Here is an 18,783-nt window from a genome sequence, read left to right as displayed (position 1 = left end):
CGCGGCGAACCGGGACGGGGACGGCGGGATCATCGCTGTCATGGAATCAGGCGTGGTGTCGGGGATCGCGTTCGCGGTGCTCTCGTGTGCGGCCTACACGGCCGCCGCGGTGGCCCAGCGCAGGTTGGCGGTACGGGTGGCCGGGCCGCTCACCGGCGGTGGCCAGATCGCGGCGCTGCTGCGGCATCCGCTGTGGTGGCTCTCGCTGCTGTTCAACGGGGGCCGGGCCGGTTTCCAGGTGGCGGCGGTGAGCAACGCGCCGCTGACCGTGGTGCAGCCGCTGGGCGTGCTGGTGCTGGTGTTCGGCATCCCGTGGTCGGCCCGGCTGGGCGGGCGCCGGGTCACCCGCGAGGAGTGGCGGGGGGCCGCGTTCACCTCGGTGGCGCTGGGCGTGCTGCTGGCGGTGACTGTGACCGGCGGTCAGGGCGGTGTCCTCGACGACACCGGCTCGGTGGTGGTGGGCGGCGGGACGACCGCGCTCCTGCTGGCGGCCGCCTGGGCGGCGGGGCGGGTCCGCTCGGCGGCCTGGCGCAGCTACCTGCTGGCGGGCGCGGCGGGAGTGGCCTTCGGGGTCTCCTCCGCGACGGTCAAGACGGCGGTGGCGGTCATCGGGGAGACCGGCGCGATCGGACTGGTGCACGCGTCCTCGCTGGCCACGCCCGTGATCGCGGTGCTCGGACTGTTCCTGGCCCAGGCCGCCTACCAGGGCATGGAACTGGGCGCCCCGCTGGGGATCACCACCTTCACCAACCCCGTATCCGCCACCCTGGTGGGCGTGGCCTTCATGGGCGAGACCTACGCGGGCGGGTGGATCGGCGGCGCGGTCGCGGTGGTGTGCGCCCTGCTGGCGGCGTACGGGATCCGGCTGCTCACCGTTCCGCAGGGCCCGGCTCCCGAGCGGGAGCCGCGGAGGCAGCCGGAGTCCGGGAGCGCGGCCGGGGAGCGCTGAGCGGTCGGCGGTCCCGGCGGGCCGAGCTCAGCCCCCGGCGGCCGGGAACCCGACCGTCACCACCAGCCCCCCTCCCGGGCGCGCGCGGGCCTCGGCCCGCGCGCCGTGGGCGGAGGCGATCGAGCGGACGATGGCCAGGCCCAGGCCGCTGCCTGGTCGCCCGGTGCGCACCCGGGCGGCGTCGCCCCGGTGGAAGGGCTCGAACAGGCTCTCGGGGTCGGTGACGTTCCCGCCGGTGTTGGCCACCCTCAGCACGGTGCGACCGGCCGCCGTGCGCACCCGCGCCTCGACCCATCCGCCCGGGACGTTGTAGTGGACCGCGTTGTCCAGCAGGTTGCGCACGAGGTGCTCCAGGAGGACCGGGTCCCCCTCCACCTCGGCGGTCGCGAGGTCGGTCCGCAGGTCCACCCCGGCCTCCCGCGCGTCGCGCGCGAGCAGCGCCGAGGCGTTCTCCGCCGCCCCGGCCAGGTCCACCGGCTCGGTGCGGGCGAGGCCGCGGTCGGAGCGGGCGAGCAGGAGCAGCCCCGCGAGGAGGCGTTCGCTGCGGTCCACCGAGTCCAGCACGCGGGTGAACGCGGGCTTGAGGTCCTCGGGGACCCGTCCCTGCGACAGCGGTACCTCCACGGCGGCCTTCTGGACCGCCAGCGGGGTGCGCAGCTCGTGCGAGGCGTTGGCGACGAACCGCCGCTGCGCCTCGAAGGCCCGTTCCAGGCGGGAGAGCATCCCGTCGAAGGTGTCGCCCAGCTCCCGGAACTCGTCGTCGGGACCGGTCAGCGCCAGCCTGCTGTGCAGGTCGCGCTCGGAGATGTGGCGGGCCGTCTCGGTGACCGCGTGCAGCCTGCGCATCGGCCTGCCCGCGATCAGCCACCCGGCCAGGGCCGCCAGGGCGGCGACGGCCACCAGCACGGCGACCGACGTGGTCAGCAGGTCGGAGAGCACACCGTCCTGGTAGTCGCCCAGCGGGCTCGTCGGCCCGGACGCCCCCTCCACCTCCTCGAACGGTCCCGCCGACTCCGCGGGCGCGGCGGGCCCGACGGCGATGGAGGGCTCCCCTCCGTCCCCCGAGGCGACGATGGTCGCGGCCAGGTCGACGCCCCGGGTCTCCAGACTGGCGGAGACCATCGCGTAGTTGGCCCCGAGCAGCACCGCCCCGCCGGCGGCGAAGACGGCGGTGTAGACCAGGGTCAGCCTGGCGCGCAGGGTGAGCCCGGCCCTGGCCCCGCCGTCCCTCGCCCTAATCGCGGACCGCATGTCAGACCCGGTACCCGTGGCCGGGGACGGTACGGATCACCGGCGGGTCCCCGAGTTTGCGGCGCAGTCCGTGCACCACCACCTTGAGCACGCCGCTGAACGGGTCCAGGTGGGCGTCCCACACCTTCTCGACGAGGTGGGTCGTGCTCACCGGGGCGCCGTCCGCGCGCAGCAACTCCTCCAGCACACCCAGTTCCTTGGGCGACAGGGAGAGTTCGCGGCCCTCGCGGAAGGCGGTGCGGCGGTTGGTGTCGACCACCAGCCCGGCACGGGACAGCCGGGGGCGCGCACCCGGTCGGGACCGGCGCCCCAGCGCGCGGACCCGCGCGAGCAGTTCCGCGTAGGCGAAGGGCTTGGCCAGGTAGTCGTCGGCGCCCAGGTCCAATCCCTCGACCCGGTCGTCCAGGCCCCCGGCCGCGGTGAGCATGAGCACGCGTGCCTCGACGCCGGGGTCCTCGACCACCCGCGCGCACACCTGGTCTCCGTGCAGGACCGGCAGGTCCCGGTCCAGGACGATGACGTCGTAGCCGTGCACGCAGGCCATCTCCAGGCCCGTGTCGCCGTCGTGGCACACGTCCACGGCCATGCCCTCCCCGCGCAGCCCCTCGGCGACGGTCTCGGCCAGCGCCGGTTCGTCCTCCACCACCAGGACCCTCATGCGTCCCCCTCGCTCACGGCCCGCACACCGATGGCGGCGCCCCCGGACCAGCACTACCGTCCCGGCGGTTAGGCGGAGGTTAACCCCGCCGGACTCCACGGCCCTAACCGGTGGCTAACCCGGGCTCCGCTGACATGGGCCGTGCGACACGGAGGAGAGGTGCCGGACGGCACCCCCGTAGGACAGGAGTGATCGACATGCGCGTGACAGCGGGCCCCCTCGTCGGGGCGGCACTGGCCGGACTGCTGCTGACCGGCTGCGGAGCCCTAGGCGGCGGTGAGTCCGGCGGTGGCGGTGCCGGGGCGGGCGAGGAGACGTCCGCGGAGGAGGCCCGGCTGGAGTTCGCCGAGTGCATGCGCGACAACGGCCACGAGATGCCCGACCCCGAGCCCGACTCCGAGGGCGGCGTCTCCTTCGCCCTGCCCGAGGCCGACAAGGAGGGGTTCGCGGAGGCGTTGGAGGCCTGCGAGGAGCACCTTCCGGTGGACGAGGACGCCCCCGACCAGCAGGAGGTGTTCGAGCAGGACCTGAAGATGGCCGAGTGCCTGCGGGAGAACGGGGTCGACGTCCCCGACCCCAGGCCCGGTGAGAGCCTGACGCTGCCCGTGGACCCGGAGGACGACGAGCACACCGAGGCGCTGACCACCTGTTCCGAGGAGGTCTTCGGCGAGGGCGGCGGCTTCGGCGGCACCACCGGAGCCGGGGGAGGGAACTCGTGAGCGCCGACACCGCGCTCCTCCCCGAGGAGGAGCGGGAGGAGGAGCGGCCGCGCCGCCGCCGGCCCGGTCCGCTGTGGCTGGGCGCGGCGCTGCTCACCCTCGTGGTCCTGTGCGGCGTGGCGTGGGCGACCGTGCGGGGGCTGCCGGGGGACTCCCCCGGCGGGGAGGCTCCCGACCCCGGACCGACGGCGCGGGTCGAACGCACCACGATGCTGCGCGAGGAGACCTTCGACGGCGCCCTGGGATACGCGGGCGGGGGCACGTTCTTCGCCCGCTCCGACGGCGTGGTCACCCGGCTGCCCGGGGTGGGCTCCGAGTTGACCGCGGGCGACCTCGCCTGGGAGGTCGACGGCAGGCCCACGGTCCTGCTGCACGGGGACAGGCCCGCCTACCGGCCGCTGGCGCCGGGGAGCAGCGGCGAGGACGTGCGCCAGTTCGAGCAGGCGCTGGCCGGACTGGGCTACTCGGGCTTCACCGTGGACGACGAGTACACGTGGCTGACCGCCGAGGCCGTCCGGCGCTGGCAGGACGACACCGAGGGCATGGAGGTCACCGGCGAGGTGCGCCCCTCCCAGATCTGGTACACGTCCGGTGCGGTGCGGGTGACCGGGCACGAGGTGGACGTCAGCGCGGGCGTCGCGCCCGGGACACCGCTGCTGACCACCAGCTCCACCCGCCAGGTCGTGCGCGTGGACCTGCCCGTCGGCGACCGCGACCTGCTCACCGATGACGCCGGAGTCACCGTCCGGCTTCCCGGCGGGGAGAACGTCGCCGGGGTGGTGGAGAGCGTCGGCACCGTCGCCACCGTCGAGGAGGGCGAGGAGGGCGGGGGCGGCGGCGATCCCACCGTGGAGGTGGTCATCGACCTGGAGGAGGACGCCGCGGACTTCCTCGATCAGGCGCCGGTCACCGTGGTCGCCCGCGGGGAGTCGCGGGAGGACGTACTGGCCGCGCCGGTGGGCGCGCTGATCGCGCTGCCGGGGGACCGCTACGGGCTGTCCGTGGTGGACGGCGACGGCACCGTGCACGACGTGCCGGTGGAGACGGGCTGGTTCTCGGACGGCCGGGTGGAGGTCAGCGGCGAGGGGATCGGCGAGGGCACCGAGGTGGTGGTCCCCGAATGAACGCCGCGGAGTTCACCGGGGTGAGCCGCCACTACCCCGGCGGTGTACGGGCCCTGGACGGGGTGGACCTGGTCGTGGGCGGCGGGGAGATGCTGGCGATCGTGGGCCCCTCGGGCTCGGGCAAGTCCACCCTGCTCAACCTGCTCGGCACCCTGGACGCGCCGACCTCGGGCACGGTCCGCGTGTTCGGGCACGACGTGGGGTCCCTGCGCGACGACGGGCTGTCCGCGCTGCGGGCGCGCTCGATCGGGTTCGTCTTCCAGCAGTTCCACCTGGCGCCCAACGTGCGGGCCGTGGACAACGTGGCCGACGGCCTGCTCTACTCCGGCGCGCCCAGGCGCGAGCGCAGGCGGCGTGCGCTGGGAGCGCTGGAACGCGTGGGGCTGGCCGACCGCGCCGACCACCGGCCGCACGAGCTGTCCGGCGGGCAGAAGCAGCGCGTGGCGATCGCCCGCGCCGTGGCCTCCTCCCCTCGGATGCTGCTGGCCGACGAGCCGACCGGGGCGCTGGACTCGGCCTCGGGCGCGGCCGTGATGGAACTGCTCGGCGAACTGCACCGGGACGGGGTGACCGTGGTCGTGATCACGCACGACAGGGAGCTGGCCTCGGGCCTGCCGAGGCGGGTGGAGGTGCGCGACGGCCGGATCGCCGCCGACTCCGGTCCTCCGGCCCCGGCGGACGCGGGTGCCGGCGGCGCGAACACGGGTCGGACCCGATGAGGGGCGCACGGGCGCGGCGGCGCGGGCGCGGGTCGGGTCCACGACCGGCCAGGCTGTCCGTCGCGGACCGGCTGCGGACCGGGGCGAGCGGCCTGCGGGCCCGTCCGACCCGGGTGGTGCTGTCCGCCCTGGGCATCGCCATCGGGATCGCGGCCATGGTCGCGGTGGTGGGCGTCTCGGAGTCGGGCAGGGCCGAGTTGGACGCCCGGATCGGACGCCTGGGCACCAACATGCTGACCGTCGCCCCGGGCAGCGACCTGTTCGGCGGCACCACCACGCTCCCGCCCGAGGCCAAGGGCCGGATCGACCGCATGCCGGAGGTGGAGCGCTCCGCCCAGGTGGAGATGGTGAAGGGGGCGAACGTCTACCGGAGCGACCTCGTCCCCGAGGGCGAGTCCGGGGGGATCGCCGCGTACGGCGTGGAACCGGGGCTCCTGGACACCCTGCGCGCCCGCGTGGACCAGGGCGTGTGGCTGAACCCGGCCACCGCCGACCACCCGTCGGTGGTACTGGGGCGGGACGCGGCCGCGAGGCTGGGCGTCACCCGGGTCACCCCGGACACCCTCGTGCTCGTCGGGGGCGAGTACTTCGCCGTCGTCGGCATCCTGGACGCGGTGGAACTGGCCCCCGAGCTGGACAACGCGGTGCTGGTCGGCCAGGAGGCGGCCGAGGAGCTGCTCGGCGCCCGGGGCGAGGCCTCCACGATCTACGTGCGGCTGGCCCCCGAGCGGGTCGCGGACGCGCGATCGCTGGTCGGGCGCAACGCCAACCCGGAGAGCCCCAACGAGGTGAAGGTGTCGCGCCCCTCGGACGCCCTGGAGGCGCAGCGGGCCGCCGACCAGACCCTCAACGGGCTGCTGCTGGGTCTGGGCGGGATCTCCCTGCTGGTGGGCGGGGTGGGGGTGGCCAACACCATGGTCATCTCGGTCCTGGAACGCCGCGGGGAGATCGGGCTGCGCCGGGCCCTGGGTGCCACGCGCCGCGACATCCGGACGCAGTTCCTGGTGGAGGCGGTCGTGCTCTCGGCCCTGGGCGGCGCGGCCGGGAGCGTGCTCGGCGTCCTGGCGACGCTGGTCTACGCGACCCTGCGGGGTTGGCCGTTCGCCGTGCCCTGGTGGGCGGGAGCGGGGGCCCTGGTGGCGACGGTCGTCATCGGCGCGGCGGCGGGCCTGCTGCCCGCGCTGCGCGCGGCGGCCCAGCAGCCGACCGAGGCGCTCGGTTCCGCCTGATCCCCCGGCGCCGCCGCGGTGCCGCGCCCGACCGGAAGCAGGGGTCGGGCGCGGCCATTGCGTTGGCGTCCCGGGCTGGCCACGGGCCGATTTCCGTTGGCCTGAATGTGACGAAACCTGTTGCGTAGCCGATCGCGATTTCGTTGCGTTGTTTCGTCACCCGAAAACGCGTTCGGTGACGCCCTGACGGGCGCCCGCCCGAAGGCACGGCCGACCGACCGGTGCGACCGGCCGAGGCACCCGCGAGAACGCGACGGCGTGTGCGGCAGCGCCGGGGAGCACCGCCACGCCCGCGGCGCGATCGGCCTGGCGTCAAGCCGCGGGCGCGACGCCGGGGAGACGCCGCCACGTCCGCGGCGCGATCGGCCTGGCGTAGAGCCGCGGGCGCGACGCCGGGGAGACGCCGCCACGTCCGCGGCGCGATCGGGCCGCGTCCCGGCGGAGAACGCGACCGCGCGTGCGCGCACTGTTATGGGAACGCTCCCAAAAAGGGGGATGGGCGCCCTCGGGAATCTGGGGGATACTGACCGCCATGGCCGGTACGGTCCCGCTCCGACTGCCTCGCGCCACGGTGTTCGCCGCGGTGTGCACGGGCGTGTCCTCCACCGGCCACGTCCTCGCCTCCGGACACGCGGTGTCGCCGCTCGGCCTCGCGGCGGGGTTCGTCCTCGTCCTCGCCGTCGCCCACGGGCTGTTCCGCTCCGAGCAGCGCCTCGGCCCCCTCGTCGCGACGACGCTGTGGGGACAGGCCGCCCTGCACCTGCTGTTCGCGGTCGCCTCACCGGGCGGCTCCGCGTCGCACGGCGCCGACCACGCGGCCGGTTCCGGGACGCTGGCCGGAGCCGGAGTCGGGGCCGACATGCTCGTCGCCCACGCCGCCGCCGGGGTGGTGTGCGCGTGGTGGCTGCGCCAGGGGGAACGGGCGGTCTTCGCCCTCGTCGACCTCGTGCGCTCCCTGTTCCGCCGCCTCCTGGTCCTCGCCTCGGCCCCCGCCGTTCCCGCGCGCCGCGGCCCCGCCCGGCTCCGCGGGCGCACGCCGCTCCGGCACGGCGTCGTCCTCCTGTTCCTGCGGCACGTCCGGATCCTGCGCGGACCGCCCGCGGCCTTCCTGTTCTGAACCACCCGCCGGTGCCGCCAGCGCCCGGCCCCCACCGACACGTCGGTGCCCCAGGCGTGCCCGCGCACCCCCCGGGCCGCCCCGAACCGGACCCAGGAAGGTCGCTCCCATGACGTCCCATGCCCCCGACCGGCTCGGCTCCCCCGAGCCGCCTCCCCCTCCGAACCGCCGCTCCTCCGTCTGGGCGGCCCTGCGCCAACTCCTCCTACGCCTGCACTTCTACGCCGGAGTCCTCGTCGCGCCGTTCATCGCCGTGGCCGCCCTCACCGGACTGCTGTACGCGTACGCGCCGCAGCTGGAACAGGTGCTCTACGCCGACCAGCTCCGCGTCGCCCCCGGCGACAGCGCTCTGCCCCTCCAGGAACAGGTGGACACCGCGGTCGCCGCCCATCCCGAGGGAACGCTGAGCGCCGTGCGCCCGGGAACGGCCCCCGACGAGAGCACCCGCGTCCTGCTGGACGTGGAGGGGCTCCCCGAGAGCTACCGGCTCGCCGTCTTCGTCGACCCCTACGACGGCGAACTCCTCGGCGAGACGACCAGCTACGGCAGCAGCGGCGCGCTGCCCGTGCGGTCGTGGCTGTCCGAACTCCACCGCCACCTGCACCTGGGAGAGTTCGGCCGCCTGTACGGCGAACTCGCCGCGAGCTGGCTGTGGGTGGTCGCGCTGGGCGGGGTCGTGCTGTGGACCGCGCGCCGGCGCAAGGCCAGTCGTCTGCGCCGCACCCTGCTGCCCGAGCCCTCCGCCAAGGGGCGGAACCGGACCATGTCCTGGCACGGGTCGCTCGGCATCTGGGCCGTGGTCGGCCTGCTGATGGTGTCCGCCACCGGGCTGACCTGGTCCCGGTTCGCCGGAGCCAACGTCACCGACATGCGAGTGGCCCTCGGCTGGACCACGCCGTCGCTGTCGGCGCCCGCCCCGTCCGAGCACGAGGACCACGAGGAGCGGTCGGGCCACGGGGGCCACGGCGACCACTCGGACCACGGCTCGGGCGGGCAGGACGTGGACCTGGACACGGTTCTGGAGTCGGTGCGCGCCGCGGGGATCGACGGTCCGATGGAGATCTCGGTGCCCGTGGAGGAGGGCGCTCCCTTCACCGTCCAGGGAACCGGGCGGAGCTGGCCCGTGCACCAGGACGCGGCGGCCGTGGACGCGACGAGCGGCGAGGTGGTCGAGGAGCTGCGGTTCGAGGACCACCCCTTCGCGGCCAAGCTGGCCACGTGGGGGATCGCCTTCCACATGGGCCTGCTGTTCGGCCTGCCGAACCAGCTCCTGCTGACGGGGATCGCCCTGTCCGCGCTGTTCCTCGTGTTCTGGGGCTATCGGATGTGGTGGCTGCGCCGCCCGACCCGGGACACCGCGTTCTCCGTGGGACGGCCGCTCGCCCCGCGCGGGGCCTGGCGTGGGCTGCCGTGGTGGTGCCTGGCCCTGGTCGCCGCGGCGGCGGTGGGCGTCGGCCTGTTCCTGCCGGTGTTCGGGGTCTCCCTGCTGGCGTTCCTCGTGGTGGACGCGGCCCTGGGCCTGCGGCGCACGCGCCCGGAGTCAGTCCCCGAGCCGTGACCGCGCCGCCGGGGCCGGACGCGCCCGCCGCGTCCGGCCCCGGCGGGTCCGGTCGTCCGCACGGGACCGCCGACGGGCGCGGATGAAGAATTCCTCATGTTCGTTTCATCTCGTATTCCCCCGCGCCCGGAAGGCTCGGGGAGTATGAGATCACCACTGTCGTTGCTGTTAGCGGGCACCGTCGCGGCCTTCCTGGTCGCCGGGGCGGTCCTGGTGTGGGCGATGCCCGAGCGCACCCCGGACACCGCCGCCCCGGGCGAGGTGGTGGTCGGGGAGTCCCCCGGCGCCAGCCCCGCCCCTCCCTCCGACGAGGACGTCGTCCCTCCCCCGCCGCCGATCACCGACCACGACGGCGACGGGACCCCCGACGCGGAGGACCCCGACCACTCCGGGGCGTCGGGCGAGCCCTCGCCGTCCCCCTCCGCGACCCCGAGCCAGACCCCCGCTCCCACCTGCGGTGACGGCAGCGGCGATGATGACGACGACGACTGCGACGATGACGGCGACTACGAGGGCGGCGACGATGACGACTGAGGGTCGTTACGACGGGGACGCCCCGACCGAGGACCTCAGCGGAGTGGTCGGCGGGAACACCTGGGGCGGGTCGGCGCACACAGGCATGAACTCCACCATGGTCATGAGGGGCCCCCAACCGGAGGTGCCGCAGAAGCGGCGCATCCCCGCCAGACTCCTCATCATGGCCTGGGTCGTCCTGCTGATGGCCGCCGTCCTCGTCCTGGTCAACATCCTCACCTGGAGCGCGCTCACCGCGCGCAACGACGAGCGCGTGGACAGGGCGCTGTCCCAGGAGATCGGCGAGTTCCAGGAGTTCGCCGCCGTGGGCGTGGACCCGAACACGGGTGAGCCCTTCACCGACGTCTCCACCCTCATCCGGCTCCACCTGGCCCGTCAGTACCCCGACCGGGCCGAGATCCTGTTCGGCTGGGTGGAGGAGTCGGCCTCCGGCGGAGGCGCGGGCGGCGCCCCGGACGCCGGGGCCCAGCGCGGACGCATCCGCCAGGGCCAGGAGCCGCCCTTCGACGTGTCCGCGGATCCCGCGATGGTCGCGGAGGTGCTGGAGGCGTCCAGCGCCCGCGGGACCCTGGACACCCCCGCCGGTCCGATGCGGTGGGAGAAGATCCGCGCCCTGCCCCCGGGCGGCGGCACCGACGCCGCGGGCGCGGGATGGTTCGTCATCGGCTACTTCACCGAGGCCGACGAGGACACGGTCACCTCCACCACGCAGACGATCGCGCTGGTCAGCCTGGCCGGGCTGATCGCGGCGAGCACCGCGGCCTGGTGGGTGGCGGGCCGCTTCCTCGCGCCCGTGCGCCTGGTCCGGCAGACGGCCGCGCACATCACAGAGGAGGACCTGACCCGGCGCATCGACGTGTCCGGGCGGGACGACATCGCCGCGCTCGCCGAGCAGTTCAACAGCATGCTGGACCGGTTGGAGGGCGCCTTCACCGCCCAGCGGCGGTTCGTGGACGACGCCGGGCACGAGCTGCGCACGCCCATCACCATCGTGCGCGGCCACCTGGAGCTGATGGGCGACGACCCCGAGGAGCGGCGCGAGGTCGTGCGCCTGGTCACCGACGAGCTGGACCGGATGAGCCGGATCGTGGAGGACCTGCTGCTGCTCGCCAAGGCCCAGCAGCCCGACTTCCTGCGCGGGGAGGAGGTGTCCCTGGCCGAGCTGACCAGCGACATCGACGCCAAGGTGCGCAGGCTCGGCGACCGCGACTGGCGCCTGGAGTCGCTGGCCGAGGGGGTCGCCCTGCTCGACCCGCAGCGCGTCACCCAGGCCGTGGTGCAGCTGGCCGCCAACGCGGTGCGGCACACCGAGCCGGGATCGACACTGCGCGTGGGCTCGGGGTTCAGCGGCGACGAAGTGCTGTTCTGGGTCTCCGACCAGGGGCCCGGCATCCCGGCCGAGGAGCACGGCCGGATCTTCGAGCGCTTCTCGCGGGGCAGCGGGGCGGCCAGGGGGGACCGGGGCGCCGGTCTGGGCCTGGCCATCGTCCGCGCCATCGCCGAGGCCCATCACGGGCGGGTGGACCTGCGTTCCGCGCCGGGCGCCGGTTCGACGTTCACCCTCGTCATCCCCACCGGAAGGAGGTACGTGTGAGTCGCATCCTCATCGTCGAGGACGAGGAGCGGATCGCCTCGTTCGTCCGCAAGGGCCTGGACGCCAGCGGGTTCACCACCACCGTGGTGGGCACGGGGGCGGAGGCCGTGGACTACGCGGTGACCGGCGGTTTCGACCTGATCCTGCTGGACCTGGGCCTGCCGGACACCGACGGGTTCGACGTGCTGCGACGCGTGCGCTCGCTGGGCGTGGACATACCCGTGGTCATCCTGACCGCGCGCGACGGCGTGCGGGACACGGTGACGGGCCTGGAGATCGGGGCCGACGACTACGTCACCAAACCGTTCCGGTTCGAGGAGCTGCTGGCCCGGGTGCGGCTGCGGATGCGCAACGAGCGCCCCGCCGAGCTGACGGTGCTGCGCGCGGGCGGCCTGGCCCTGGACCTGCGCACGCGGCGGGTGGCGGTGGAGGGGACGTCCGTGGACCTGACCGCGCGCGAGTTCTCCCTGCTGGAGCTGCTGATGCGACACCCGGGCCAGGTGCTCACCAGGCAGCAGATGCTGTCGCACGTGTGGGGCTACGACTACGACCCCGGGTCGAACGTGGTGGACGTGTTCGTGCGGGCGCTGCGCCGCAAGGTGGGCGCGGAGCGGATCGTGACCGTGCGCGGGATGGGTTACCGGTTGACCGGGTGAAACGGGCGGCCCGGAGCGGCCCGGTGCGGCCCCGGATGACCGGCGTGCTCCGGGGAGGCAGGGTCCCGGTACGCGACGGGCGATGTCCCGGTGACCAGGGGGCGGAGGTGTCGGTGACGCCTCCGGCCCCTCTCCCGTGCCGCGGATGACCGGTGCATGACGAACATGAGGGTTCCCTCATCCACTCCTCATGGGTTCCTCACCGCCCGTCCAGAGGATGAACGCATGTTCTGGTTCGCACTGGCGGTCAACACGACCGCGATCATCGTCCTGTCGTACGCCATCTACTTCCGCCGCCACGGGCGGCGCGACCTGCTGCTGGCCTACGTGGCGCTCAACACCGGCATCTTCGCCGTGGTGTCCATGCTGACCAACCAGGAGGTCGGTCTGGCGGTCGGCTTCGGTCTGTTCGGCGTGCTGTCGATCCTGCGCCTGCGGTCGGACCTCATCAGCCAGGGCGAGATCGGCTACTACTTCACGGCGATCGCCCTGGGGCTGGTCAACGCGGTGGCGGCCCCGATGCCCTGGGTGCTGCTGGGCCTCAACGCACTGCTGCTCACCGGCATGTACGCGGCCGACCACCCGCGCCTGCTCTCGCGGCACGAGCGCCGCGTCCTGACCCTGGACGTGGTGCACGAGGACCCCGTGGCGCTGCGCCAGGACCTGGAGGCGCGGCTGCGCGGCCGGGTCACGAAGATCGAGGTCACCGAGGTCGACTACGTGCGCGACCTGATGATCGTGGACGTGCGGTTCCGGGCGCCCCGGATCGCGTCGGTCCCCGGCTCAGGACGCGGGTTCGGACGGGGCTACACCTCCGTGGCGGGACGGCCGGGACGCCGATGAGCACAGCCGTCCTCGCCCCCGCGCAAACCCTCGTCACCGTGGAGACACCCATGACCCTGGACGCCCTCAGACCCGTGGAGACGCCCGCTCCGTCGGACGTCCCCTCTCCTGTCCTCGCGGGGCTGAGCCCGATGTCGCTCGCCGAGATCAACGAGCGCGCCGCCCTGGTGACCCGGACCTGCCGCAAGTACCTGGTGCCCGTCGAGCTGCTGGAACCGCTGTTCGCGTCCGCCGGGGAGCGGTTCGGGGTGCTGGCCATCGACGGGCAGCGGGACTTCCGGTACTCGTCCACCTACTTCGACACCCCCGACCTGCGGACCTTCCACGACCACCGGCAGGGGCGGCGGGTGCGCTTCAAGGCCCGGACGCGCACGTACGTGGACACGGGAACGCGCATGTTCGAGATCAAGCTCAAGGGCGCGCGCGGGATCACCGACAAGACGCGGATCGCCTACACGGGGCCGCCGGACCGGATGACCCCCGAGGCCCGGCGGTTCCTGGACGACACCCTGGTCTCGTACGGCATCGAGGCACCGGACGTGCTGAGGGCCAGCGCGGTGACCGACTACCGGCGCACGACGGTGGTGGCCTTCTCGGGTGAGGAACGGGTGACGGTGGACACCGGCCTGGTCGGCTACCGGGCGGGCTGGTCGGTGCGGATGCGCCCGGAGGCGGTGCTGCTGGAGATCAAGACGCGCGGCGGGCTCACCGCGACCGAGCGCAGGCTGCACGAGCACGGGGTCCGGGAGGCGCGGTTCACCAAGTACGGGGCGACGGTGGCCGCGCTGGAGCCCCGGCTACGGGGCAACCGGTGGCACCGGGCGATGGGCGCGTGCCTGGACCACCCGGCGCCGTGCACCCTGGAGCGGGCGCGGGTGGGGGCAGCGCCCGTTCGCTGACCGGCCGCCGACGGGCGCGGGAACCCACCGCGCCCGGCCCTGGCCGGTTCGGCCGAGGCCGCCCGAACACCTCGTGCGCGAATACTTTCAATTCTGGCATGAGGGATTTTTTGGATAGGGCCAGCAGTTAACGCTGGCCCCTTTTTCATGTCCTCTGAACTGGCACGACAGGAGTCAAGGGAACTTTTCCCGGCCGTTTCGCGGAAAAAGTGCTCCGCCCGAACAGGCGTGCCCCAATCTGGCTGCGACCACACAACTGAACTCACACGATGACCCCGCAACGGTTAACAGCCGTTCGGGGCCGTGGCCAGCAACCCCATCCCTCTAAGCCAGAAGGATTGCCAGTATGCGCCAGTTTAGCGCTGCCCTTCTCAGCCGTGCCCTCGGCCCGCTGATCGCCTTCCTCTCCGCGCCCTGGGGACGCCATTCCACGGTGGCCGGTCGCCGCCGACGCCGGTCCACCCGCGTGCGACGCTACGTCCCCGCCCCTCCCCCGGCGCCGCTTCCGCCTCCCCGCCCGGCCACGCCCAGCACGTCTTTTCCGGCCGAGGACATCGCGCTGGTCAGGCCCTACTTCGCCGCCCACGAGCGCTCACGCGCCGCTGTGCCCGGCACCCGCGCGCCCCGCCTCCCGGCGCCCCGTGTTCCCGAACTCCGAACCTCCGCCGCGCCCCGGGGCCCCGGACTCGCCTCCGAGACGGAGGAGGTCCGGCGCGCGTTCGCCCTCGCCGTGGAACGCGCCGCCGTCCTGCGCCAGCAGTGGAAGGACGACCCCGGCGGCGACCTGCTCGGTGAGCCAGCGCCCCGTTCCGGGGTGGTCAGGGCCGCCGGACCCCGGGAGCGGTACGTGCTCTCCGGCCTGCCGCACACCCGGCTCGACCGACAGCGCCAGGCCGCACCCGCGTGACTTCAACCCCGACAGCACCGACAGCACCGACAAGGAGACGTATGCCCAGCCGAGCCCATGAGATCCCACTACGGATCATCCAGAACCAACCAGCCCTGGCCTCAGTGCTGCTCAAGGAGTCCTTGGGATTCGATGTCCCCCACCACACCGAGGCACTGCCCACCACTTCGGTTCTCACCAACTGTGACCCGAAGGAACTCAACAGCGACGGAGCCACACTGCTCCGCGACGGGACCCGCAACGTGCTGGCGGTCGTCGTGGAACGCCAGCACGACCGGGACAAGGAGAAGCGGGCGAGTTGGCCCGCCTACCTGGTCAACCTGCACGTCCGCCTGGAGTGCCCCGCCGTGCTCGTGGTCCTGTGCCCCGACGACGCGATGGCGCGCTGGTGCGCCAAGCCCATCAGCATCGGCCATCCCGGCTTCGTGCTGAGGCCGTTGGTGATCGGTCCGGGCAACACTCCCGTCGTCACCGATGTGGAGCAGGCACGCGCGATGCCCGAACTCGCGGTGCTGTCGGCCTACGCCCACGGGGACACCGACCCGCGCACCCTGAAAACGGTGGTGGAGGCGCTTGACTCCACCGCTCCGAAGAACCGCACGTTCTACTATGACTACGTACTGGCCGGTCTTCAGGAGGCCGCCCGGAAGGAGTTGGAGGGCTTGATGGCCTTGGACACCTAAAAGTGGCAGAGCGACTCCGCCCGCAAGTACGTCCATATGGGCCGCGAGGAGGGCCGGGCGGCCGAGGCCGCGAACAGCGTCCTGCTCTTCCTCGACGCACGCGGCCTGACCGTCTCCGACGAGGTCCGCCAGCGCGTCGAATCCTGCACCGACCTGGAGACCCTGCGGACGTGGATCCGTCGCGCCGGCGAGGTCGAGCGCGCGGAGGACATCTTCGGCTGACACGCCCGCGACCAGCTCAAAGGTTTCACGTGAAACCTCGCTGAGCTGCGGGAACGAGGTAGCCACCGTCCCGTATCCGATCGGGACGGTGGCCTGTCGCGATGCCCCTCCCGCTACCGGAGGGGCGCCGCGATCTCCAGAGATTACCGGGTCCGGCCCCGCCGTCGACGGGACCTTCGCCCCTCAGGAGGGGGTACTCAGGTCCACCCGGCGCAGGAGCTGGGCGTTGAGCGCCACGATGATCGTGGACAGGCTCATCAGCACCGCTCCCACGGCCGGGGCGAGCACGATCCCGACCGGCGCCAGCACCCCGGCGGCCAGCGGGACGGCGACCACGTTGTATCCGGCGGCCCACACGAGGTTCTGCACCATCTTGCGGTAACCGGCCGACGACAGCTCGCGGACCGCCACCACGCCGCGCGGGTCGTCCGAGGCCAGCACGACCCCGGCGGACTCGATCGCCACGTCGGTGCCCGCGCCGATCGCGATGCCGACGTCCGCCCTGGCCAGGGCGGGCGCGTCGTTGACACCGTCGCCGACCATCGCCACCCGGTTCCCCCTCGACTGGAGGTCGCGGACCACGGCGTCCTTCTGGTCGGGCAGGACTTGGGCGAAGACCTCGTCCAGGCCGAGCCGCTCGGCCACGGCGTCGGCCACGCTGCGGGCGTCGCCGGTCACCATCGCGACGCGCACGCCCCGCTCCTGGAGACGCTGGACGGCCGCGGCCGACTCGGGTCGGACCTCGTCGGCCAGTGCCAGGGCACCGGCCACCTCGCCGTCCACGACCACGTGCAGCACCGTCGCGCCGCGCTCACGCCAGGATCGGGTGCGTCCGGCCAGGTCGTCCGGCTCGGTGAGACCGAGCGACTCCAGCAGGGACGGGCCGCCCACGTGCACGTCGGAGCCCCCGACCGAGGCGCGGACACCGCGTCCGGTCAGCGACCGGAAGCCGGTGGCGGCGGGCACCGGACCCGCCTCCCGCGCCGCCCGGACGATCGCCCTGGCGAGCGGGTGCTCGGAGTCGGCCTCGACCGCACCGGCCAGGGCCACCACCCGCTCGGAGGTGTGCCCGGAGGCGGCGGCGGTGTCGGTGACGGCGGGGGCGCCCTTGGTCAGGGTGCCGGTCTTGTCGAAGAGCACGGTGTCCACGAGGCGGGTCCGCTCCAGTGCCATGCGGTCCTTGACCAGGATGCCGTTGCGGGCGGAGACGGCCGTGGAGATCGCGATGACCAGCGGGATCGCCAGCCCCAGGGCGTGCGGGCAGGCGATGACCAGGACGGTCACGGTGCGTTCGACGGCCTCGGTGGCCTCACCGAGCAGGGTCCACACGGCGGCCGTGAGCACGGCGGCGACCAGGGCGAACCAGAACAGGAGGGCGGCGGCCCGGTCGGCGAGCGCCTGCGAGCGCGAACGGGACTCCTGCGCCTCGCCGACGAGCCGCTGGATACCGGCCAGTGCGGTGTCCTCGCCGACGGCGTCGACGCGGACCCGGACTGAGGAGTCGGTGGCGACGGTCCCGGCGACGACGCGGTCGCCCTCGGAGCGGGTGACCGTACGGGACTCGCCGGTGATCATCGACTCGTCCATGGCGGCGCCGCCCCCGACCACCGTGCCGTCGGCGGGAACGCGCCCGCCGGAGCGGACCAGGACGGTGTCGCCGGTGCTCAGGTCGGCGAGGCCCACCTCCTCGATCCCCCCGTCGGCGCCGACCCTCTCGGCGCGGTCGGGCAGGAGCGCGGCCAGGGCCTCCAGGGCGCCGGACGCCTGGCCGAGGGCGCGCATCTCCAGCCAGTGGCCGAGGAGCATGACCACGACCAGCAGGACCAGCTCCCACCAGAAGTCGAGTTCCATGCCCACCACGCCGAACGTGGCGAGCATGCTGGAGCCGAAGGCGACGGTGATCGCCATGGCGACCAGGGTCATCATGCCGGGCCTGCGCTCGCGGAGTTCGCCGACGACGCCGGAGAGGAAGGGCCAGCCGCCGTAGAGGTAGACGACGGTGCCGAGTACCGGCGGCACCCAGGTCAGCGCGGAGGGGACCTGGTAGCCGAGCCAGCCGGAGATCATGTGGCTGGTGAGAACCACGGGAACGCTGAGCAGCAGACTCCACCAGAAGCGGGTCCGGAACATCGCGGCGTGGTCCCCGTGGCCGCCGTGCCCCCCGTGACCGGCGTGCTCACCGTGTCCCGGGGCGTCTCCGTGGCCGTGCGGTCCGTGTTCACCTGCGGTCATGTCGTTCTCCCCCTCACTCTCGCAACATACCCGTTAGGGGTATCCACGGGGCAGACGTCCACCCCGTCGGCGCGTCACTACGAGCAATATACCCCCAAGGGGTATTCCCACAACGGGTGACGTCTCCCTCCCCGTTCCGGGACCGGTGCCTCCCGCCACGGCCCCGCCCCGCTTCCGCCGGAGGGCCCGGGACCGTCCGCGCCCGACACCGGGCCCGGGTGTCCCGCACAGCGCTGCCCCGCACGGCGCCGCCCGGCACAGCACCCGCACGAAGCTCCCGCACGGGTTCCCTCCGGGGGGCGCCGGGGTAGGCCGATGCCGAGTGGACCTGGAGGAACACCATGGCAGGACGCGAGATCGACGAACGCGGGCTCCTGAGCGGCCCGAACACCACCGAACGCCCCCGTGCCACGAGCACGGCGGTCTACACGGCCCACTTCGACGCGCCGCCCGACCGGGTGTTCGCGTTCTGCACGAGCCGGTCGGGACTGGAGGACTCCATGCCCGGCGGGGTAGGCGTCCTGCGCTGGCCCGAGGCGGGCTTCGCCGTGGGCGAGACGATGGTGATGCGCTGGCGCCTGGCAGGGGTCCTCCCCGTGCGCTGGGTCGGCGTCATCGACTCCTTCGAGGAGGGCGACCACTTCACCGACCTCCAGCTGCGCGGCATGTTCCGGTACTTCCGGCACACGCACACGACGGCACCCGAGGGGGCCGGGACCGCCTACACGGACCGGGTGGAATTCGCCAGCCTCTTCGGTCCCGTTGTGGACAGAACCGTACTAAGGTTTGTGATGGACCGGATGTTCCTGCAACGTCTGGCCCGCATGCGGGAACTGGTGGAGGCCGGGGCCTGACCGCGGGGAGCCCCCACAGCTCCCCCACGTCGGTT

General features: G+C 73.6%; 19 protein-coding genes. 16 read left to right on the top strand and 3 right to left on the bottom strand.

The features are described 5' to 3' along the window. Positions 1 to 40 precede the first annotated feature (40 nt). Positions 41 to 949, top strand: a complete 909-nt coding sequence (locus KGD83_RS01230) for a DMT family transporter (RefSeq protein WP_212642128.1) — start codon at positions 41 to 43, stop codon at positions 947 to 949. 27 nt (positions 950 to 976) lie between these two features. Here the strand turns inward: KGD83_RS01230 and KGD83_RS01225 are convergent, their stop codons facing one another. Together KGD83_RS01225 and KGD83_RS01220 are read right to left on the bottom strand one after the other, a co-directional pair. After that, complete coding sequence (locus KGD83_RS01225; protein WP_212642127.1) at positions 977 to 2,200, bottom strand: sensor histidine kinase; 1,224 nt, start codon at positions 2,198 to 2,200, stop codon at positions 977 to 979. Between the two features lies 1 nt (position 2,201). Continuing rightward, entirely contained in the window at positions 2,202 to 2,858 is a 657-nt protein-coding gene (locus KGD83_RS01220; protein ID WP_212642126.1) for a response regulator transcription factor, read from the bottom strand. Positions 2,859 to 3,055: 197 nt separating this feature from the next. Between KGD83_RS01220 and KGD83_RS01215 the strand changes: the two genes are divergently transcribed. The 14 genes from KGD83_RS01215 to KGD83_RS29070 all read left to right on the top strand — a co-directional run bounded on the left by KGD83_RS01215 (position 3,056) and on the right by KGD83_RS29070 (position 15,662). Next, positions 3,056 to 3,577 carry a hypothetical protein gene (locus KGD83_RS01215; protein WP_212642125.1) on the top strand — a complete coding sequence of 174 codons (522 nt, stop codon included), beginning with the start codon at positions 3,056 to 3,058 and terminating at the stop codon, positions 3,575 to 3,577. Continuing rightward, a complete protein-coding gene (locus tag KGD83_RS01210) occupies positions 3,574 to 4,701 on the top strand; it encodes a peptidoglycan-binding protein (protein ID WP_212642124.1) in 1,128 nt (375 codons plus the stop codon). The genes KGD83_RS01215 and KGD83_RS01210 overlap by 4 nt, the downstream gene beginning before the upstream one ends. Further along, positions 4,698 to 5,420, top strand: a complete 723-nt coding sequence (locus tag KGD83_RS01205) for an ABC transporter ATP-binding protein (protein WP_212642123.1) — start codon at positions 4,698 to 4,700, stop codon at positions 5,418 to 5,420. The genes KGD83_RS01210 and KGD83_RS01205 overlap by 4 nt, the downstream gene beginning before the upstream one ends. Further along, positions 5,417 to 6,649, top strand: coding sequence for an ABC transporter permease (locus KGD83_RS01200; RefSeq protein WP_212642122.1), 1,233 nt, complete (start codon positions 5,417 to 5,419; stop codon positions 6,647 to 6,649). Before KGD83_RS01205 ends, KGD83_RS01200 begins: the two co-directional genes overlap by 4 nt. Positions 6,650 to 7,181: 532 nt before the next feature. Further along, positions 7,182 to 7,766 (top strand): hypothetical protein, encoded by a 585-nt coding sequence (locus KGD83_RS01195; protein WP_212642121.1) that lies wholly within the window; start codon positions 7,182 to 7,184, stop codon positions 7,764 to 7,766. Positions 7,767 to 7,875: 109 nt separating this feature from the next. After that, a complete protein-coding gene (locus KGD83_RS01190; RefSeq protein WP_212642120.1) occupies positions 7,876 to 9,324 on the top strand; it encodes a PepSY-associated TM helix domain-containing protein in 1,449 nt (482 codons plus the stop codon). A 144-nt stretch (positions 9,325 to 9,468) separates the two neighbouring features. Further along, complete coding sequence (locus KGD83_RS01185) at positions 9,469 to 9,858, top strand: hypothetical protein (RefSeq protein WP_212642119.1); 390 nt, start codon at positions 9,469 to 9,471, stop codon at positions 9,856 to 9,858. Continuing rightward, complete coding sequence (locus KGD83_RS01180; protein ID WP_212642118.1) at positions 9,848 to 11,452, top strand: sensor histidine kinase; 1,605 nt, start codon at positions 9,848 to 9,850, stop codon at positions 11,450 to 11,452. The genes KGD83_RS01185 and KGD83_RS01180 overlap by 11 nt, the downstream gene beginning before the upstream one ends. After that, the gene (locus KGD83_RS01175; RefSeq protein WP_212642117.1) at positions 11,449 to 12,108 is read left to right on the top strand and encodes a response regulator transcription factor; all 660 of its coding nucleotides are present in this window, start codon (positions 11,449 to 11,451) and stop codon (positions 12,106 to 12,108) included. Before KGD83_RS01180 ends, KGD83_RS01175 begins: the two co-directional genes overlap by 4 nt. Positions 12,109 to 12,333: 225 nt before the next feature. Further along, a complete protein-coding gene (locus KGD83_RS01170) occupies positions 12,334 to 12,951 on the top strand; it encodes a DUF4956 domain-containing protein (protein WP_212642116.1) in 618 nt (205 codons plus the stop codon). Next, on the top strand, positions 12,948 to 13,850 hold the full coding sequence (locus KGD83_RS01165; RefSeq protein ID WP_212642115.1) for a polyphosphate polymerase domain-containing protein: 903 nt from the start codon (positions 12,948 to 12,950) through the stop codon (positions 13,848 to 13,850). The genes KGD83_RS01170 and KGD83_RS01165 overlap by 4 nt, the downstream gene beginning before the upstream one ends. Before the next feature lie 346 nt (positions 13,851 to 14,196). Next, complete coding sequence (locus tag KGD83_RS01160) at positions 14,197 to 14,757, top strand: hypothetical protein (protein ID WP_212642114.1); 561 nt, start codon at positions 14,197 to 14,199, stop codon at positions 14,755 to 14,757. A gap of 41 nt (positions 14,758 to 14,798) precedes the next feature. Further along, positions 14,799 to 15,440 carry a hypothetical protein gene (locus tag KGD83_RS01155; protein ID WP_338036947.1) on the top strand — a complete coding sequence of 214 codons (642 nt, stop codon included), beginning with the start codon at positions 14,799 to 14,801 and terminating at the stop codon, positions 15,438 to 15,440. Positions 15,441 to 15,476: 36 nt separating this feature from the next. Then, positions 15,477 to 15,662: a hypothetical protein gene (locus KGD83_RS29070; RefSeq protein WP_338036946.1), complete on the top strand. Its 186-nt coding sequence runs from the start codon at positions 15,477 to 15,479 to the stop codon at positions 15,660 to 15,662. A gap of 183 nt (positions 15,663 to 15,845) precedes the next feature. Here the strand turns inward: KGD83_RS29070 and KGD83_RS01150 are convergent, their stop codons facing one another. After that, positions 15,846 to 17,894, bottom strand: coding sequence for a heavy metal translocating P-type ATPase (locus tag KGD83_RS01150; protein ID WP_212642113.1), 2,049 nt, complete (start codon positions 17,892 to 17,894; stop codon positions 15,846 to 15,848). 341 nt (positions 17,895 to 18,235) lie between these two features. Here KGD83_RS01150 and KGD83_RS01145 point away from each other — a divergent pair, with 341 nt between their 5' ends. After that, on the top strand, positions 18,236 to 18,748 hold the full coding sequence (locus KGD83_RS01145; protein ID WP_212642112.1) for an SRPBCC family protein: 513 nt from the start codon (positions 18,236 to 18,238) through the stop codon (positions 18,746 to 18,748). Positions 18,749 to 18,783 lie beyond the last annotated feature (35 nt).

It is taken from the genome of Nocardiopsis akebiae, from assembly GCF_018316795.1.
GTDB lineage: Bacteria > Actinomycetota > Actinomycetes > Streptosporangiales > Streptosporangiaceae > Nocardiopsis > Nocardiopsis dassonvillei.
The sequence above is the reverse complement of the archived record's forward strand: the minus strand, read 5'-3'. Positions and strand labels throughout refer to the sequence as shown.

Excerpts from the sequence above, each read along its gene's own strand:
- KGD83_RS01185 (WP_212642119.1), top strand. The coding sequence starts at position 9,469 with ATGAGATCACCACTGTCGTTGCTGTTAGCGGGCACCGTCGCGGCCTTC.
- KGD83_RS01150 (WP_212642113.1), bottom strand. The coding sequence starts at position 17,894 with ATGACCGCAGGTGAACACGGACCGCACGGCCACGGAGACGCCCCGGGA.
- KGD83_RS01225 (WP_212642127.1), bottom strand. The coding sequence starts at position 2,200 with ATGCGGTCCGCGATTAGGGCGAGGGACGGCGGGGCCAGGGCCGGGCTC.
- KGD83_RS01180 (WP_212642118.1), top strand. The coding sequence starts at position 9,848 with ATGACGACTGAGGGTCGTTACGACGGGGACGCCCCGACCGAGGACCTC.
- KGD83_RS01160 (WP_212642114.1), top strand. The coding sequence starts at position 14,197 with ATGCGCCAGTTTAGCGCTGCCCTTCTCAGCCGTGCCCTCGGCCCGCTG.
- KGD83_RS01200 (WP_212642122.1), top strand. The coding sequence starts at position 5,417 with ATGAGGGGCGCACGGGCGCGGCGGCGCGGGCGCGGGTCGGGTCCACGA.
- KGD83_RS01155 (WP_338036947.1), top strand. The coding sequence starts at position 14,799 with ATGCCCAGCCGAGCCCATGAGATCCCACTACGGATCATCCAGAACCAA.
- KGD83_RS01170 (WP_212642116.1), top strand. The coding sequence starts at position 12,334 with ATGTTCTGGTTCGCACTGGCGGTCAACACGACCGCGATCATCGTCCTG.
- KGD83_RS01215 (WP_212642125.1), top strand. The coding sequence starts at position 3,056 with ATGCGCGTGACAGCGGGCCCCCTCGTCGGGGCGGCACTGGCCGGACTG.
- KGD83_RS01195 (WP_212642121.1), top strand. The coding sequence starts at position 7,182 with ATGGCCGGTACGGTCCCGCTCCGACTGCCTCGCGCCACGGTGTTCGCC.
- KGD83_RS29070 (WP_338036946.1), top strand. The coding sequence starts at position 15,477 with ATGGGCCGCGAGGAGGGCCGGGCGGCCGAGGCCGCGAACAGCGTCCTG.
- KGD83_RS01145 (WP_212642112.1), top strand. The coding sequence starts at position 18,236 with ATGGCAGGACGCGAGATCGACGAACGCGGGCTCCTGAGCGGCCCGAAC.
- KGD83_RS01190 (WP_212642120.1), top strand. The coding sequence starts at position 7,876 with ATGACGTCCCATGCCCCCGACCGGCTCGGCTCCCCCGAGCCGCCTCCC.
- KGD83_RS01165 (WP_212642115.1), top strand. The coding sequence starts at position 12,948 with ATGAGCACAGCCGTCCTCGCCCCCGCGCAAACCCTCGTCACCGTGGAG.
- KGD83_RS01220 (WP_212642126.1), bottom strand. The coding sequence starts at position 2,858 with ATGAGGGTCCTGGTGGTGGAGGACGAACCGGCGCTGGCCGAGACCGTC.
- KGD83_RS01205 (WP_212642123.1), top strand. The coding sequence starts at position 4,698 with ATGAACGCCGCGGAGTTCACCGGGGTGAGCCGCCACTACCCCGGCGGT.
- KGD83_RS01230 (WP_212642128.1), top strand. The coding sequence starts at position 41 with ATGGAATCAGGCGTGGTGTCGGGGATCGCGTTCGCGGTGCTCTCGTGT.